This is a genomic window from Abditibacteriota bacterium (genome assembly GCA_017552965.1).
Lineage (GTDB): Bacteria > Armatimonadota > UBA5829 > UBA5829 > UBA5829 > RGIG7931.
The window spans coordinates 107,764-127,452 of sequence record JAFZNQ010000039.1; the positions used below are offsets into that span (position 1 = coordinate 107,764).

Annotated in this window: 6 protein-coding genes and 1 pseudogene; 6 read left to right on the plus strand and 1 reads right to left on the minus strand. The window is 61.5% G+C overall.

All coding sequences use genetic code 11. From position 1 onward, the window contains the following. The first annotated feature begins 10 nt into the window (after positions 1–10). The 6 genes from IK083_04380 (at position 11) to IK083_04405 (ending at position 19,169) form a co-directional block, all read left to right on the plus strand. Positions 11–2,929, plus strand: a complete 2,919-nt coding sequence (locus IK083_04380; protein ID MBR4748794.1) for a hypothetical protein — start codon at positions 11–13, stop codon at positions 2,927–2,929. A gap of 109 nt (positions 2,930–3,038) precedes the next feature. Then, positions 3,039–5,942 (plus strand): hypothetical protein, encoded by a 2,904-nt coding sequence (locus IK083_04385; GenBank protein ID MBR4748795.1) that lies wholly within the window; start codon positions 3,039–3,041, stop codon positions 5,940–5,942. 221 nt (positions 5,943–6,163) lie between these two features. After that, a complete protein-coding gene (locus tag IK083_04390; GenBank protein MBR4748796.1) occupies positions 6,164–8,890 on the plus strand; it encodes a hypothetical protein in 2,727 nt (908 codons plus the stop codon). 169 nt (positions 8,891–9,059) lie between these two features. Then, entirely contained in the window at positions 9,060–11,753 is a 2,694-nt protein-coding gene (locus IK083_04395) for a hypothetical protein (protein MBR4748797.1), read from the plus strand. Positions 11,754–11,869: 116 nt separating this feature from the next. After that, on the plus strand, positions 11,870–15,511 hold the full coding sequence (locus IK083_04400; protein ID MBR4748798.1) for a GH92 family glycosyl hydrolase: 3,642 nt from the start codon (positions 11,870–11,872) through the stop codon (positions 15,509–15,511). A 1-nt stretch (position 15,512) separates the two neighbouring features. Next, positions 15,513–19,169, plus strand: a complete 3,657-nt coding sequence (locus IK083_04405; protein ID MBR4748799.1) for a GH92 family glycosyl hydrolase — start codon at positions 15,513–15,515, stop codon at positions 19,167–19,169. Positions 19,170–19,535: 366 nt separating this feature from the next. Here the strand turns inward: IK083_04405 and IK083_04410 are convergent. Further along, positions 19,536–19,689: pseudogene (locus IK083_04410) on the minus strand (AAA family ATPase).

The window sequence follows — 19,689 nt, forward strand, 5'->3', positions numbered from 1 at the left end:
GAGGTAGTGTGTGAGAGCTCTCCTTTTACTCTGCGTATTGCTGTGGGCTGCGCCTCTGTGGGCGGAGCCTGAGGCAGTGAAGCAGCGCTGGCCCGGAGAGGACAGGGCCATATGCGAATACGTATTGCAGGCGGACGTCTCCGGCCGGACCGACGCCACCGCCGCCCTTCAGGGCCTCATAGACCGGGCCGCCGAGGCGGGAGGCGGGGTCATATGGTGCCCGGCGGGCACCTACCGCTTTGAGGGCAGCCTGAGGCTCAGGAAGGGGGTCACCCTACGGGGCGACCGGCCCAGCCCCCGGAAGACCGGCGGCAGGGTGCAGGGCACCGTGTTTGCCATATACGCCGGCCGGGGCTCGGAGGAGGGCCCCGCCTTTGTCACCATGGAAAAGGTGTCCGGGCTGACGGACCTGAGCCTGTGGTATCCGGAGCAGGATCCGGAGCATATTACCCCATATCCCTGGACCGTGGCGGCCACAGACAGGGGCTCCTGCGGCTACACGGTGCGCCGGGTGACCTTTGTCAACAGCTACAAGGCCCTGTCCAACGGGGCGGACGACGGGGAGGGCTACAACGTGGCCTTTTATTCGGACCTGTGCGGCTGTCCCCTGAAATACGGCCTGTGGATCAATCTGTGTCTGGACATCACCCGCTTCGAATACCTGTCCTTCGGCCCCCGATACTGGGAGCAGAGCGGCCTCCCCGGGGCCCCCGCGACCGGCAGGGCCAAAAAGGCGCTCCGCCAATATCTCTACGACAACGGCGAGGCCTTCGTGTCCGGGCTCTTTGACTGGCTGCCCATATACGAAGCCGACATAGAGGGTTACGGAGTGGGGCTCCATTTTGTGCAGAACGGCTTCGGGTGCCCCAACGGTCAGCTGTGCAGGGTCCGGGTCCGGGGCGGCCGGGTGGGCCTGCTGGCGGACAACGTGGCAATATACGGCTGGTGCATCACGGACTGCGAATTCACCTCTCTTGACAGGCCCGGCGCTGCCGGGGTGAGGCTCTCTGCCGGCTGCGGCCGGGGCCCCTTTATGTTCCACAGCTGCCGTCTGGGCAGGGTGGAGGCGGAGGAGGGCTGTCTGGCCGCCGTGTCCATGATGAATTGCTCCCTCACCGGCGACGTGACCCTCGCTTCGGGGGACTCGGCGGTCATAAACTGCTCCCAAAAGGCGGGCAGAAGTGTGGCCTTTGCCCCCGGCCGGGACAATCTGGCGGCTTCTCCCGGGCTCCGTTACACCGGCGAAGCCCGCGCAGGAAAGGCGGACAGGACCGACGCGGTGTCCGCCTCTTACAAAAGACCGCCTCTTTTCCGGCCCCGTTCCTCCCGGGTGTTCAGCGTCCGGGCCTTCGGAGCTAAGGGGGATGGGAAGACCGACGACACCCGGGCCTTTGCGGCCGCCCTTGAGGCGGCGGGGAAGGCGGGAGGCACCGCCTACGTCCCCGCCGGACGCTACCTGATCACCGCTCCCCTGACCGTGCCCTCCGGCGCGGAGCTGAGGGGTATAGGCGAAGGGCCTCCCCACACCATGGTGCCCGCCAGCTGCATCCTGGCCGGCACAGCCCCGGGCTCCGAAGAGGGGGCTCTGGTGAGCCTTGAAGAGGGCTCCTCCCTGAGGGGAGTGGGCTTTTGGTATCCCCGGGCCCGGTTTGACAGGGCGACTCCCTTTCCCTGGACCGTGAGGGCTCTGGGCAAGAACTGTCAGGTGCGGGACGTGTCTCTGGGCAACTCCTGGCAGGGGCTGGACTTCGCTTCTGCCGGCGACGTCTCCGGACACCTTATCTCCGGAGTGGTGGGCTGCTGCCGCAGGCGGGGCGTATTCGTGGACCACGCCCCCCGGGGCGGAGTGGTGGAAAACTGCCATCTGGCCGTCCATTACTGGGACAGGAACGACGGAGATCTGCCCTTTGAGGGCCCCCGGCTCCTGGGGGATATGCACGACGTGAACAACGCCATGCGCAGGGAGTCGGAGAGCTACGTGTTCGGCAAATGCTCCCGGGAATATATACGCTCCACCTTCAGCGTCTTCAGCCGCAGGGGGCTCACCCTGAAGGAGGGCTTCAGGGGCGTGGTCATCAACCACGGCTCCGACGGCACTGTGTCCGGCATCAATGCGGAGGGGGATTCCCGCAGCCTGCTCATCAACACCCTGTCCGCCCCGGTCCCCACGGTGCAGGGCAAGACCGAATACAGGCCCCTGGACCCGGACAATCCCCTCTACGTCAACCGGGAGTCCCGCAGCATAGCCTGCGGCCCGGACTTTGAGGGCAGCGCCCGCTGTGTCAATACGGCCGTGTGGGGCTTCGGCGACGCAATACGGGCGGAGGGGCCGGGCAGGCTCACTCTGGAGCTGTTCAACTCGCTGCTGGGCCTCTCCCTGCTGCGGGAGGCCCGGGTGTACGGGGCCTATTCCCAGGCGGGCGCCCTTTGGGCTGCCGCCGGCAGGCAGGGTGACGCCGCCTTTTTCGGCAGCTGGGGCTTTTTGGAGGAGACGGGTCTGACGGACTGCGCCCGGGAGGCCCGGGTGACCGCTTCTTCCCGATACGTGGAGGGGCAGGGGACGGCGGAGCTGACGGACGGCTTTCCCCTGAAGTTTTACGCCTCGGAGCAGGAGGAAGGCACCTGGATAAGGTTTGACTTTGACAGGCCCCGGGCCATAGAATACGCCGTCCTCATCAACGCGGCTCCCGACGGCGACGGCTACCTGACCCGGGCTGCGGAGCTCTATGGAGTGGACCCGGAGGGCCGGGAGGTCCCCATAGGGGGCTGGCGGGACAATACCCGCTGCGTGGCCGTGACGCCTCTCGGGGGAGAGTGGCAGAGCATAGTCCTGCGGATCCGGGAGCCCAACAGCTATGACAGGCACACCAGGATCGGAGACGTGTATCTCCTTACCCGGGAGCGGCCGGACCTGCCGCAGGCCCGGTGAACATGCTATAATTATTTATCCGGCGGCGCGCGCCGCGCCGTTCGGGCCGGCTGCGGGGCTGCTCAAAGCCCGGGCCGCAGAGACCACCGGAAGCAAGGGGGAAGACAACATGAGATTATTGGCAGTCATCATACTTTTGATGTGCGCCGGCGGCCTGTGGGCGGGGCCCGCGGCCATGGAGCAGCGCTATGACACCGAAGACTACGCCATCTGCGAGTATATCCTGCAGGCGGACGTCTCCGGCAGGACCGACGCTACCGGGGCCCTGCAGGGCCTCATCGACCGGGCTGCCGAGGCCGGAGGCGGGGTCATATGGTGCCCCGAGGGCACCTACCGCTTTGACGGCAGTCTGCGCCTCAGGAAGGGGGTCACCCTGCGGGGCGACTGGCAAAGCCCCCGGGAGACCGGCGGCAAGGCGGTGGGCACCGTGTTTGCGGTCTATGGAGGCCGGGGCTCGGAGGAAGGGCCCGCCTTTATCACCATGGAAAAGGTGACGGGGCTGGTGAACCTGAATATCTGGTATCCGGAGCAGGATCCGGAGAGCATCTCTCCTTATCCCTGGACCGTGAGCACCACGGACAACTCTTCCTGCGGCTACACGGTGCGCAACGTGAACTTTGTCAACAGCTACAAGGCCCTGTCCAACGGAGCCGACGACCATATGTGCTACAACGTGGCCTTTTATTCCGGTCTTTTCGGCTGTCCCCTGAAGCAGGGCATCTATCTCCACTACGTGCTGGATATCACCCGGCTGGAGCACATATTCTTTGGCCCGGACTATTGGATACACAGCGGCCTGCCCGGCGCCCCGGTCTCCGACCGGCAGCAGGAGGCCCTGCGGGAATATATGTACGCAGAGGCCGAGGCGGTGGTGGCCGGACGCTTTGACTGGATGCCCATGTATGACGCGGTCATAGAGGGCTACGGAGTGGGGCTCCGGTTCATCAACAACGAGTTTGGCTGCCCCAACGGCAACCTGTACGGAGTCGTGGTCCGGGAAGGCCGTGTGGGGCTGCTGGCGGAGGACGTGGCTCTCTACGGCTGGTGCATCACAGGCTGCGAATTCACCTCCCTTGACAGGCCGGGAGCAGCCGGAGTGAGGGTGACCTCCGCCAAGGGGCCTCTCATGTTTTACGGCTGCCGGCTGGGCAGAACGGAGACGGAGGAGGGCAGCGGCGCCGCCCTGTCCTTTATGGGCTGCGAGCTCACCGGGGACGTGCTCTCTGCCGGAGGAGACTGCGCCGTCATAGGAGGCGTTCAGATTCCGGGGACCAGGGTGCATTTTTCCGAAAAAGGCTCCAATATAGCCGCCCTGACGGGCTTGGTCTATGACGGCAGCGCCCGTCCGGGGAACGGGGCCTTTGTCCCTCCTGAATTCTTCCCGCCGGCTCCCAAGCCCTTTTTCCGGCCCCGTTCGCGGCAGGTGTTCAGCGTGCGGGACTTCGGAGCCAAGGGGGACGAGAAGACCGACGACACCCGGGCCTTTATGGAGGCTCTGAAGGCGGCGGGAAAGGCGGGAGGCACCGCCTACGTGCCCGCCGGCCGCTACGTGGTCACGGCTCCCCTGACGGTGCCCTCCGGAGCGGAGCTCCGGGGCGTCAGCGAGGGCCCGGCCCACACCATGGTCCCCTGCAGCTGCATCATAGTCAGGACAGGCCTTGGCTCCGAGAAGGGGGCCTTTGTGAGACTGTCGGCAGACTCCTCCCTGAGAGGCGTCAGCTTTTGGTATCCCCAGGCCCGGTATGACAGGGTGACTCCCTTCCCCTGGACCGTGCGGGCTCTGGGCAAAAACTGTCAGGTGCGGGACGTGTCCCTGGGCAACTCCTGGCAGGGGCTGGACTTCGCTTCCGCCGGGGACACCTCCGGCCACGTGATAGCGGGAGTCATGGGCTGCTGCCGCCGGAGAGGCATATTCGTGGACCACGCTCCCAAGGGGGGCTATGTGGCAAACTGCCAGCTGGTGGTGCACTACTGGGACCGCAATGACAGCGGCCTCCTGTCCGAGGGGCCGGCCCTTACCGGCCGTACCCCCGACGTGAACAACGCCATGCGCCGGGAGTCGGAGAGCTACGTGTTCGGAGACTGCGACGGGGAGGAGATACTCTCCACCTTCAGCTACTCCAGCCAGAAGGGGCTCACCCTGAAAAAGAACTTCAGGGGGACCCTCGTCAACCACGGCTCCGACGGCACCGTGTTCGGCATCAATCTGGAGGACCGGGCCCGGGCGGTGCTCGTCAACACTCTGGCGGCTCCGGTGCCCAGCATGCACCTCTACGGCAACGCGGAATACAAGCCTCTGGACCCGGACAATCCTCTCTACGTCAACAAGGACTCCCGCAGCATCACCCTGGCAGAGAGCTTCGCAGGAGACGCCGTGTTTGTCAACACCTCCCTGTGGGGCTACGGCGACACCATACTGGCGGAGGGAGAGGGCGGCCTGTCCCTGATGCTGCTCAATACCATTCTGCCCAAGGGGACCGTCAGGGGCCCCAACACCCGGATCATCGGGGCCTATTCCCGATGCGGCACTCTGTGGGACCTGGCCCGGGAGCAGGGCGGGGAAGCCTTTTTCGGCTCCTTCGGCATCCTCACGGGCAAGCGCCTCGGGGAGGCGGCCCGCAGGGCAGAGGTCTCCGTGACCAGTCAGGTGTCCGACGGACAGGGGGCAAAACAGCTGACCGACGGTCTGGCCGCCTCTATCTTCGCCTCACAGCCCGAGGACGGGACCCGGATAAGCCTGACTTTTCCCGTAGAGGAGCAGGTGCAATATGTGGTGCTGATCAACACAGGCCCCGACGGCCACGTCTTCAACACCAGGGATCTGGACCTGTGGGGCTCTGACGCCGCAGGGAACAGAGTCCTCCTGGATCAGGTGAGGGGCAACGACCGCTGCGTGCTGATCATCCCGGTGGGGAAGACCCTGAAGGGACTGGAGATAGAGGTGATCACTCCGGGTCTGGCGGACAAATACACCAGGATAGGAGAGCTGTGCGTCCTGACCCTGCAACGCTGAAAACAGCCCATGGGTCTGCCCAAAACGCAACGAGGCTTTTGCCCGCGCAGACAAAAGGCTGAGCGCAAAGGAGCGGCGCGGCTGCAGATATATGCCGGCGCGCCGCCGGAGCGCAGGTGAAAAACGCTGCCCCGCGGGAACCTTTTGACCGTGACAGCGTCTAACATGTAGTATTATAGGATTTTATAGGCATAAGAGATCATCTTTCAAAGGAGAGGTATATGAAATCATTTACTGCTATCAAGTGTTCCCTGATCGCTGTGGTAGCTCTTGTACTGGCGTGCTTTGCAGGCTCGGCCCGGGCGGATATCACCGTCAGCACCGAGGCTCAATTGGCGGCGCTGGGCAATACCAACATCACAGAGAACGTGAACATCGTGGGTAAGACCTATGATATGTCCTCTTTCAGCGGCTGGAAACCCATCAAGAGCCTGGCTCAGAACTGCACCATCAACGGCAACGGCGCTGTCATCGAGGGCCTGAACCTGGGCGCAGTAGTGAGCTCCAATTACTGCGGCTTTGTGGGTCAGAACAGAGGGACCATAGAGAGCCTGTCCATCCGGACCTCCGCCAACGTGACCGTCCCCCAGAATATGGGCGGCATAGCCGCCGAGAACCTGGCGTCGGGGACCATCGACAACTGCATCGTGTATGCCGACAGCCCGAATTCCGTGGTCATCACAGTCGGCTCCAACACCAAAGCCGGCGGCATAGCCGGCCTCAACAAGGGCACTATATCCAACTGTATGGTGAAGAATCTGCAGTTCGTGTGCAGCGGAGTCGGCGAAGTGGGCGGTATCGTCGGCAACAACGGCGGCGGTGACTATGACGGCGCCATCGAGAGCTGCTACGCTTATAACGTCACCATACAGAACACCAACGGCGGCCCCGGCGGCAGATACGGCTTTATAGTCGGATACAATGAGTGCGGTACCATCAATATCGCCAACGCCGACGGCTGCTCCCTGTCCAGCGACGACAGCTACATAGGCGGCGTGACCAGCTATGTGGACTATGATTCCGTCATATCCAACTGCTGGATCAAGAACTGCAGCGTGGCCCTGGCCCAGAACGGCTCCGGCATGATGGGCGGCCTTTTCGGCTACGTGTATGATGCAGGCGCTACTTCAATAACGTCCTGCTACTTTGGCGGCGGCAGCGCAAGCCTCACAAATAACGGCACGGGTATTGCGGGAGGCCTGGTGGGATCATTCTGCACCGAAAGTTTCTATCGCGCCGCCCTCACAAACTGCTTCTACGAGACGGATGCAGCCCCGGGCATCACCGATATGGTAGGCGCTTATGCTGGAGGGGACGACAGCAATCTGGCAAACTGCGACGGCGTGACCACCAGCACTATGAAGGGCTCCGGCTGGGCTGCCGACAACCTGGGCAGCGGCTGGATCCCGGAGTCCGACGGCTACCCGGTGTATTCCGACGGCAATATCAGGCTGGTATCCATTTCACGTCCCTCAAAGAACAACGTGTCTCTCAACAGAAACCATTTCCGCCTGACGGTGGGAGACCTGAACGACATGGGCTACGTCAGCGCCGATAAGGTCATCGCTGTTTCCGACTTCCAGCTGGTGGACCTGCTGCAGGACGGCACCAGCGTGACCCTGGACTATCCCACAGTGAACGGGACCAGGATTACCTCCTCCATTGTCGCGGAGGACTACGCTACCCTGGACCTCTCTGCTAAGGTCACCAACAATACCGCCGATGCCCTGCAGGCCAAGTATGATGAATATCTGGCTATATACAACAGAGGCCGCAGGATGTATACGGTCTCCAGCCTGGCCACCCTTAAGACCGCTCTGGACGCCGCCAACGCGGCCCTGACCGATCACTATATCAACATCACCAAGACCGAGGCCGATCCTCTGGCCGCAGCCATCGAGACCGCCTCTCTGGACGTGATGATGTGCACCCTTTCTTTCGACGCCGTGGACGGTGTCGTGAACGTGAACTCCGGCGCCGCCGTGAACCAGTATATCGCGGAAAAGAACACCACCGTGACTCTCAACGCGATCCCCATGAGCGGCTACGAGTTCGTATGCTGGAAGGATTCGGCGGGCAACCTGCTGGGCGACGACACCTCTCTTGAATACACCGTGTTCAGCACCACCACCATCACCGCGGAATTCCGCCCCAACAGCCGGTATACCTTTACCTATCAGGACAACTACGGCAAGACCTACAAGATCCAGCCCGTCGCCGACTACAGCGACGTGAGCTATCCCGCTGCCGTGGGCGCTTATCTGAGGACCGGCTACAAGGTCAAGAGCTGGGACAACGACTATCCCGGCGGCGATCTGCCCTCCTCGGGCAGCGTCACCGGCAACGTGGTCTTTACCGCTACCCTGGGCCATGATACTGCCGACACCTTTACCGTGAAGTACAAGCCCAACGCCGGCGCCGAGTGGGTGGAAGGCACCTACAAGCCGGGCCGCGTGTTCCGGGCCACCGCAGACGAGACCTACGGCGGCAACGCCTTCAGCTACTGGAAGGACCAGAACGGCAATACCGTGACCTACGAGCGCGAGCTGTCCGTCACCGTGTACGCCGCTATGGAGTTCACTCCTTACTACGAGGGCGCCCAGTCCGGCGTGACCGTAGCCAACCTGCAGAGCGCCGTCGCCAACAGCTCCACCGGCAAGATAGCCTTTACCGGCCAGGTGGTATTCGGCGATGATTTCGCCAGCGAGGTCTATCACGGAGTGCTGCTCTTGAAGTCCTCCTCTGCCGTCAGCAGTCTGGACTTCAACACCTCCGGCGTGATCGTGGGCAAGTCCAGCGGCTACAGCGCCCAGACCAACACCTATATCATCAACAAGAAGAACGTGGCCGCCGGCGATACCTGGTACGGCAGAGCCTTCATAGTATACTACGATACTAACAACGAGATGCAGATAGCGTTCTCCGACATCAAGAGCGCTACTCTGTAAGAGTATATCCATACACGGCAGGCCCTGCGCCTGCCGTTTTTTTTGCCCCGGGGACCCCTTTTTGGGGAATTCGCAAAAAAAACGGGAACAAAACCGCGGGGGACGTGTCTTATTAGTGGACATATAGATTTAGTCATATGCAATATAAGTACTTAACAAGGAGATACTGATGAAAACTGCACTATTCAAAAGGTTTTCCTTTCTCGCGCTGATGACGGTCATACTGGCGTCCCTTGCGGCCGCCGTCCATGCGGACATCACCGTCACCAGCGAAGCCGAGCTGGCGGCTCTCTGCAACACGGCCGTTACTCAGAACGTGAACATCGTAGGCAAGACCTATAACATGGCCCCTTACGGCTGGACTCCGCTGAGGAGCCTGGCCTCCGGCTGCACCATCAACGGCAACGGCGCCGTCATCGAAGGCTTGGATCTGTCTGCCGTCGTGTTGCAAAAATGGTGCGGCTTTGTCGGCCAGAACAACGGCATCATCCGGAACCTGTCCGTCCGGTCCTCCTCCAACGTGTCCGTCCGCAAGGCTATGGGCGGCATCGCCGCGGAGAACAAAGGCACCATAGCCAACTGCGTCATGTATGCGGATACCCAGGGCTCCGTTGTCGTGGACACCGCGGGCAACATCCACGCCGGCGGTATCGCCGGGGACAACACCGGCACCATCACCGACTGCATGGTCAAGAACATGATCTTTTCCAGCTGGGGCTCGGATTACGCGGGCGGTATAGCCGGCACCAACACCGGCACCATCGACACGTGCTACGTGTATTCTACCACCATCACCAACAACGACGGCAGCACCAGCGGCGCTTACGGCCTGATCGCCGGCTACAACGGGGGCGGGACCATAACTGTCTGCAGCGTGGAAGGCTCTTCCGTGGGCACCGACAATGCTTATGTGGGCGGTATCGCGGGCAACGTTGACAAAGGCTCCTCCATATCCAATACCCGTGTCAAAAACACTGTGGTGCTTCAAAACGGCACCGGCTCCGCAGGCGGACTGTTTGGCCGCGTTTACAACGAGAACAACGTGCGCACTAACGTGGTGTCCTGCTACTATGGCGGCAATGGTCTCACCGGCTCCGACTCCGGCTCAGTGGGCGGCGTAGTGGGGGTCCTGGACTCCGACAACGGAACGGATAAAATACTCACCAGTTGCTTCTTTGCTACCGATTTTTGTAGTTCCGGTACTACCGTGTATGGAGCTACTGCAGAACATGCAGGCGGCGACAATCTTGCAAGCTGCGCCGGCGTGACCAGCGGCATGATGAAGGGCCTGAACTGGGCCCGAGACAACCTTGGGGACGGATGGCAGAACGACGCCGACCTGTATCCCGTTTATGCCGACGCCAACGTGAGACTGGTGTCCATCTCCCGCCCGGAGAAGGACGGCGTGCCCCTGTCCAGGAGCAACTTCCGCGTCAAGGTGGGGAATCTGAACGACATTTCCTACGTGAGGGCCAACGAAACTATTACCCTTTCCAGTATTTCGCTGGAGGACCTGGTCCAGGACGGCACCAGCATGACAGTGAACGCCTTTACCCTGAACGGCAGCGATATCACCGGCAATATTCTGGTCAGCCAATACAGCACCCTGAACTTCTCCGCCAAAGTGACGAACAACACCGCTGCTGCTTTGGCGGCTGAGGTGGCCGATTATACAGCTCTGTATAACGACGGTCTGCGGATGTTCACTCCCGCCAGCCTGGCCACCCTGAAGACTGCCATAGACGCAGCCAACTACGCCCTGAACGATCACTATATAAACATCACCAAGACAGAGGCTGACGCCCTGACCGGCGCCATGCACAGCGCTTCTCTGGACGTGCTGGTGTGCGTGGTGACCTTTGACGCCCAGAACGGTTCCGTCCAGTATGGCGGCAGCGCCGTCACTAGCGTGGAAAAGCCCAAGAACTCCACCATCAGCCTGACTGCGGTCCCCGACAGCGGCTACGAGTTCGTGTATTGGAAGGATTCCGGCGACAACATCATAGGCTCCGGGACCACCCTGAGCTACATGGTGACCAGGACCACCACCGTGACTGCCGAGTTCCGCTCCCAGAGCAGCAAGATCTTTACCTACAAGGACAACTACGGCAAGACCTACAAGATCCAGCCCGTCAGCGACTACAGCGAGGTGAGCTATCCCGCGGCTGTGGGCGCTTATCTGAGGACCGGCTACAAGGTCAAGAGCTGGGACAACGACTATCCCGGCGGCGATCTGCCCTCCTCGGGCAGCGTCACAGGCGACGTGACCTTTACCGCCACTCTGGAGCATGACTCCGACACCTTTACGGTGAAATACAAGCCCAACGCCGGCGCCGAGTGGGTGGAAGGCTCCTACAAGTCGGGCCGCGTGTTCAGCGCCACTGCGGACGCGACCTACGGCGGCAACGACTTCAGCTACTGGAAGGACCAGAACGGCAACACGGTGAGCTATGAGCGCGAGCTGTCCGTCACGGTGTATGCCGCTATGGAGTTCACTCCTTACTACGAGGGCGCCCAGTCCGGCGTGACCGTAGCCAACCTGCAGAGCGCTATCGCCAACAGCGGGACCGGCAAGATCGCCTTCACCGGTCAGGTGGTATTCGGCGACGATTTCGGGAGCGAGGTCTATCACGGCGTGCTGCTCCTGCAGTCCTCCTCGGCAGTCACCGATCTGGACTTCAATACTGCGGGCGTGATCGTGGGCAAGTCCAGCGGCTACAGCGCCCTGACCAATACCTACATCATCAACAAGAAGAACGTCGCTTCCGGCGACACCTGGTACGGCAGAGCCTTCATCGTATACTACGACACGAACAACCAGATGCAGATAGCGTTCTCCGACATCAAGAGCGCTACCATGTAAGCGATACGGCTTTTATACGGCAGACCTGCGGGTCTGCCGTATTTTTTTGCCGGCGCGTTATCCGGGACTATTTATATGATATAATCATATTGGAAAACATGAATATGAGGTATACTATGATAAAGACAGCGGCTGCCATTTGGCTTGTCCTCGCATCCTGCATGGTGCTGGGCTTTTCGTGGAGCTTCGAGAAAGACGAGACTGCTCCCGATAGCAGCATCACGGACTGCAAGGGAGTGTATAGGATAGTGGGCTCCGGCTTCGGCGACCTGGTGGAGGAAATGGACGCCTCTCCCGCCGGCGTGCTGGACGAAGGCCCCCGCAATCTGCTGGACGGGAGCCCGGATACGAAATACATCACCGGCTCCATGCCTCTGGAGATCGCCTATACCCTGACAAGTGCCGTGGGGATCAGGGGCTACTTTCTGACCAGCGCCAACGACTATCCCGGCAGGGATCCCGCCGATTGGGTCCTGGAGGGCTCCGCCGACGGCGTGAGCTGGCAGGCTCTGGACAGCAGGCAGGACGAAGCCTTTGGGGAACGGTTTGAAAAAAAGACCTACCCAGTGGAGGATGCCCCCGTATTCAGATATTACCGTCTGAGAGTGACCAGCCGGCAGGAACCGGAGATACAGCCCGGCTACACCCAGCTGGCCTCCTTTGAGCTCATCACCGATACAGCCGGCAACGAGCCTGTGAAGACAGACGGCATGACCGTGTCTGTCAAAAACGCGCCGGTGCACTCCTGGATCAACGGAGGCGGAGGCTGGAAGGGCAGCGCCTGTCTGGAGATCCGCGGATCCCACACGGGCCCGGCCATGTGCAGCGCCGCGCTCCGGGAGGGCCTGGGGCAAAGGGTCCAAAAGGACACCGTGTTCTCCTACATGATCCTGCCGGACTATCTGGGAGAGTATGACTTTGACCACGTGAGCCAGTATGCGGCTCTGGATCTGGTGTTTACCGACGGCACCACTCTGTCCTCTCTCGGAGCAAAGGACCGGGATCTCTTTGGCATGTCTGCCCGGGAGCAGGGCGGCGCCAAGAGGATGATCACAGGCAACTGGAACAGGATCACCTGCGACGCCGGCAAATATGCAGCCGGGAAGACCATTGACAAGATCGTCGTCGTGTATGACAACCCGAACCGCTACGACGGCGAGAGGAGCTTTCTCACCTATTTTGACGACGTGGACATCCGGGAGGAGGCTCCCCGCGCGGGGCTGACTCCGGCGGACTATATAGTCACCACCCGGGGCACCAATGACAACCTGTTCATGACCAGGGGCCTCACCTTCCCCGCGGTGTGCGTGCCCAACAGCTTCAACTTCTGGACCGCCTCCACCTCCTACAGGGACGGCCAGCTCTACAAGTATCAGCCCGACAGCAAGATCACCCATTTTATGTCCTCCCATCAGGCCTCCTTCCATCTGGGGGACCACGGCAACTTCATGTTCATGCCGGTGGACGTGGCTCTTGAGGAGGCCACGGCGGACAACTGCAACGTGGGGGCCCGGGCCCGCAGCTTTGACTTTGACGGACAGACGGCGAGAGCCCACTATTACGGAGTCACTCTGGACAACGGCGTTGTATGCGAGCTGACTCCCACCAGCCACGCAGCCGCCGCCCGGTTCACTTTTCCGGAGGGGGTCAAGAGCTCTCTGGTCCTGGACTGCTGCAGCGGAGGCTTTGAAAACGGCAGGCTGACCATCGCCCGGGACGGCAGCTTCAGCGGCTACCTCAACACCCATTACGGCGCCGCCTACGGCACCCCCGGCATCTACGTGTACGGCCGGTTTGACGCGCCGGTAAAGGGCTCCAAAAAGCTGACGGACGACAGCATCATGACCTGCGTGGCCTTTGACAAGTCCACGGTGACCATGTATCTGGCCACCAGCTATCTGAGCCCGGAGCAGGCCCGGAAGAACCTGTCCATGGAGATAGGCAGCGGCACCTTTGACTCGGTGCGCAACTCCGCCAAGAGGCTGTGGAACAGCCTGCTGGGCCGGGTGCAGATAGAGGGAGCCACTCCCCACCAGCTCACCAGCTTTTATTCCGGCATGTATCGTATGCTCATGTATCCCACCACTCTGGCGGAGAACACGGGTACTCCGGAGAAGCCCCACTGGGTCTATGCTTCTCCCTACACCAGCGAGCCGGAGAAGCCGGACGTCAGAGAAGGGGTCATGAACACCTCCAACGGCTTTTGGGACACCTACCGCACCGCCTGGTCCGCCTACGCCCTGCTGTTCCCCGACAAGGCGGGGGGGCTGATAGACGGCATCACAGAGCACTACAACGCCTGCGGCTTCATCCCCAAGTGGGTGGCTCCCGCGGGAGTGGAGTGTATGGTGGGCACCAGCTCCGACGTGATCTGCGCCGACCTGATGCTCAAGGGCATCAAATTCAACAGGGAAAGGGCATATCTGGCCGCCCTCCGCAACGGCTCCTGCGACCCTCTGGGCTCCTTTGGCAGGCCGGAGATGTTCCGGGCCCGCTACAAGGGCTACGGCGAGAGCATGGGCTGGAGCTGGATGGCCGACAACTGCATCAACGACGCGGGCATAGCCCAGATGGCCCGGCTCATGGGCCTGCCGGACGACGAGGCCTACTTCAACAGGACCGCAGTGAACTACACCCACATGTTCAACCGGGATATAGGACTGGGCTTCTTTATGACCCATTATTTCGACGGCCGGTGGAAGGCGGACAAGGACACCTTTGATCCCTGGTACTGGCACGGAGATTACGTGGAAAGCAACGGCTGGGGTATGAGAGTCACGGTGCCTCATGACGGCAACGGCCTGGCCTGGCTCTACGGCGGCCGGGACAAGCTGGGGCAGGCCATAGACGAGATCATGGCCGCCGACGAGGACTTTCATCATTCCGGCAGACAGCACGAGATGTATGAGGCCAGAGAGGTGCGCATGGGCCAGTATATGCACAACAACCAGCAGGCCCACCACACCCTGTATATGTATCTCTTTGCCAACGAGGCTCCCAAGACACAGAAATACGTGCGGGAGGTGCTCTCGCGGCTGTATCTGGGCAGCGATGCCGGACAGGGATACCTGGGGGACGAGGACAACGGCGAGCAATCCTGCTGGTATATCCTGAGCTCTCTGGGCATCTATCCCCTGAGCCTGGCCGGCGGCGAATACGCCATAGGCTCACCCCTCTTTGACCGGGTCACTCTGGACCTGCCTACGGGCAAGGTGGTCATAGAGGCCAAAAACAACAGCCCGGAGAACTGCTACGTGCAGAGCCTGGCCATAGACGGCAAGGCCTGGAACAGGGTCACCATCCCCCACAGCGTGTTTGTAAAGGCCCGGCGCATCACCTTTACCATGGGGCCCCGGCCCTCCGACTGGGGCAGGAACACCTATCCTGTCAGCATCACCAAGGAGCTGGCGGAGCCCCTGGGTACCGTGGACCTGACCACATCGAGCGACCGGGGAGAGCTCACGGACGACGACTCCAACACCGTGTGCCGGATAGACGGTCAGGCCTCTCTGACCGCAAAGGAGGAGAAGGCCAACCTGCTGACCCTGACCTGCGACACGCCGGAAAACGCTCCCCGGGAGTTTGCCCTCTACGGAGTGGCGGAGGAAGGCGAGCGGGTGCTCCTGGAGCAGAGAAAGAACATCAGATATGAATGGCCCAAGCAGCTCAAGCCCTTTATCATCCACAAGCCGGGAGCCTACAGTCAGTATATCCTGGAAATAAAGGGCGACGTGGCAGAGGCCGAGCTTTTGAAGTGATATGAAAAGACTTATCTTTTGCATTTGTATGCTGTGCCTTGCGGCGGAGGTGTCCGCCGCAGGCTTTTTTGCAGGCTTTGACACGGACAAGGGCTTCAGGAAGGACGCTGCCGAGGAGAGCAGGGGCGTCACCCACACCGACGCGCCCGGAGTGTTTGAAGAAGTGTTCATCAGCCCCGCCATCTCCATACAGGAGGGCATCGACAGGCTCTTCGACGGTGACGTGAACACCAAATACGTGACCAACACCCGGCCCGCGGAATTCAAGTTTCGCCTGAAAGCGCCCTGGGAGCTGAAGAGCTATCATATGACCTCGGCCAACGACTACCCCAACAGGGACCCCGGGTCCTGGGTGCTGGAGGGCTCCGCAGACGGTGAGAGCTGGCAGACCCTGCACACTGTCACCGGCCACGAGTTCAAAGAGCGCTACGAAAAGGCTGTCTTTGACGTGGAAAGCCCCGGCGTCTACCTGTGGTACCGCTTTGGGAAGGTGCTCTCCCGGAGCATGGTGCCCGACGGATATATCCAGCTGTCCGAGTTCGGCATGGATCTGCCGGACAAGCTGGAGATCGATCCCGCTCCGGGCATGACCACCCGCATAGTGCAGGGAGTGGCCGACTGCTGGACCGGCAACGTGGGCACGGGCTGGAGCGGCCCCGGTTGTCTGGAGATAGCGGGCACCGTGTCCGCCTCGGCTCCGGGGAGATGCGTCAACAGAGTGTTTGAGGATCTGAATATCCCGGTGGGCCGGAACACCCGTTTTTCTTTTTGCATACTGCCCTTTTATCGGGGAGACTTTGACTTTTCCCATGCCAACAAATACGTGAGCCTGGACCTGCGGTTCACCGACGGCACCCTGCTGTCGGAGACCGGGGCCCTGGACCGGGACGGCTTTCTCATGGGCGGCCGGGGCCAGGGAGAAGCCCGGCGCACCTTTACCGGACAGTGGAATTACATCAGCTGCGACCTGGGTGCTCTGGCGGGCAAGACCGTGAAGGATATACTGGCTGTGTATGACCGGGAGACCGGAGCGCAGCAGGGCGAGAGCTTTTTGGTGTATGCCGACGATATCAGGATAGAGGACGTGAAGCCGGTCAGGAGGGAGACCCCTGCGGACTGGGTGGACACCACCCGGGGCTCCAACGACAGCTTTGTATATACCCGGGGGCTGCACTATCCCGCCTGCTGCCTGCCCAACTGCTTCACAGCCTGGACTCCCTCCACCACCGACGGACAGAGGCGCATATACGCCTATCAGCCCGGGAACAAGATCACCCATTTTATGTCGGGCCACGCCGTCAACTACTGTCTGGGAGACCACGGCAACTTTATGGTGATGCCCAACTGCGATCTGGACGCCGCCTCCTGCGAGCCCGCCGACGCCGACGTGTGGCGCCGGGGCTCCGAGTTTGACCGGGAGACCGAGGCCGCCCGGGCCCACGGCTATTCCGTGACCCTGAAAAGGGGCAATATCCGGGTGGAGATGGCTCCCACCATGCGCTGCGGCTATTTCCGCTTTACCTTTGACGGCCAGGAGACCCCCAACGTGATACTGGACAGCATGAACTCCGAGGTGCAGGCCCACGGCAGGATCACCTTCAACCCGGACGGCTCCTTTGACGCCTTTACGGACCAGTATTCGGATCAGGGGAAGGGCATGCCGGGCCTGTACGTCCACGGCGTGTTCAGCGTGAAGCCCACTCTCAGCCGGCGCCTGTCGGAGGATTCGCCTCTCTCCATAGCGGCCTTTCCCGCCGGCACCCGGACCCTGACCCTGAAGATAGGCACCAGCTACATCAGCTGCGCCCAGGCCGCCAAAAACCTGGCGGAGGAGACGGGCTCCATGGGCTTTGACGCCGTGCGCAACAGGGCCAGGGCAGTGTGGAACGAGCTCCTGGGGCGGGTGAAGATAGACGTCCGGGGCGAGAACGTGACGGACAACTACCTCACCACCTTTTATTCCTGCATGTACAGGCTGTTCCGGTTCCCCACCACCCTGACGGAAAACACGGGGACCGCCTCAAGGCCCGAGTGGAGCTACACCTCCCCCTACGCCAGCGGAGTGGACAAGCCCCGGGTGTTCCCCGGAGACATGCGCACCTCCAACGGCTTCTGGGACAACTACCGCACCACCTGGCCCGCCTACGCCATACTGGCTCCGGAAAAGGATACGGAGGCCCTCAACGGCATACTCATGCACTACAGGGAGACGGGCTGGCTGGCCAAATGGCTGTGCCCCCGGGGCATAGACTGCATGGTGGGCTCCTCCTCGGACATCATCTGCGCCGAGGCCATGGTAAAGGGCATAGAGTTTGACCGGGACACCGCCTTTGAGTGCGCCCTGAAAAACGCCACCGTGGTGCCCCCCGAGGCCATGGGCCGGGCCGGCATGACCTACTATCCCTTCATAGGCCACGTGGCCACCGCCGGCTATTCCTGGATGATAGAGGACAGCGTCAACGACTACGGCATCAGCCGTATGGCGGAGATACTGGGCCACGAGGACGAGGCGGAATACTTCCGCCGCACGGCGGCCTTTTACAGCAATATGTTCAACCCGGAGATAGGGTATTTCGTATCCCGGTATCCCTCGGGGGACTGGGTGAGGACCAAGGACAACTTTGACCCCTTCCTGTGGGACGACGGCTTTGCCGAGAGCAACGCCTGGGGGGCCTGCGTGTCCGCCGTCCACGACGGCGAGGGTCTCTGCGGCCTCTACGGCGGCCGGGAGGGCCTGACGAGGCGCCTCAACGACATATTTGCCGCCGACTGCCACTACGCAAGAGGCTTCGTCACCCATGAGAACTTTGAGGCCAGGGACCTGAGGATGGGCCAGTTTCAGCACAACAACCAGCCCAGCCAGCACATACCCTATATGTACGCCTTCACCGACGAGAAATACAAGACCCAGGCCCTGACCCGGGAGATACTCCGCCGGCTGTACGTGGGCGCCGATTTCGGCCAGGGCTACACAGGCGACGAGGACAACGGCGAGCAGTCCGGCTGGTTCATACTCTCCAGCCTGGGCTTTTACGCCCTGAACCCGGGCTCCGGCGAATACGTGATCACCTCGCCCCTCTTTGACCGGGTGACACTGGACCTGCCCACGGGCAGGCTGGTGGTAGAGGCCAAAAACAATAAGACCGAGAACACTTATATACAGAGCGTCACCGTGGACGGCAAGCCCTGGAACAGCATAGTCATAGACCACAAGACCCTGCTGGGGGCCAAGCGGATAGTGTTTGACATGGGGCCCCGGCCCTCGGACTGGGCAAAGGGCACCTATCCCGTGAGCCTGACTCCCAGGGGGGAGAAGCCCGCTCCCTGGCAGGACCTGCTGCCTGCAGGCGGCTTTTACGCCGACAACACCTCCGACACAGTGGGCGCAGTCTCCGAGCCGGTGACCGTGACTCTGGCGGAGCCCCAAAAGGCGGCTATGGTGACCATCTGCAGCGCCGACAGGCAAAAGGCTCCCAAGGCCTTCCGGCTGTACGGCTCCCGGGACGGCGAACAGTGGACCCTGCTGGAGGAGAGACAGGATATCTCCTTCAAGTGGGACAAGCAGATAAAGCCCTTCCTGGTGCATAAGCCCGGGCTTTACTCCCGGTACCGGCTGGAGCTGGAGGGTGAAGTGGCGGAAATAGAGCTGCTGAAATAAAGAAGGTGAGGTCCCCGAAAGATCTGCGGTCTTTCGGGGACCTCGGACATCACCCCCGGCTTGGTCCGCGGCTCGCGGTTCTTTCGGGGTGTGGTGTCGGCTTGCGTTTTTCTTCGATCGGGCGGCATGGTTTTCCTCCTGCAAAGCCACAGGCTTTGCAGGGCAGAAAGACTATGTGCCATCCCGGCCAAAACGGCAACAGATCAAACGCGACAGCGTTTGGCCGTTTTGGGGAAGGGACCTCCGGCGGGGCCCGTCTGCCGCATTCCTTACTCCGGCTTGCCGGAGGCGGCATTCTCTGGGGCCCCCGCAAAATCGAATAGATTATGTGGGGTTAGAGATGAGAGGGACCGGTCCTCGGTACAGGTCAGTCAACTGGCCGCCCTCGTCATAACCGACGTATCCGGGAGGCGCTCCGATCAACCTTGATACGGAATGCTTCTCCATATATTCGCTCATATCAATCCTGACCATATTTGTCTCATCATCGAAAAGTGTCTCGGCCAGTGATTTTGCAAGT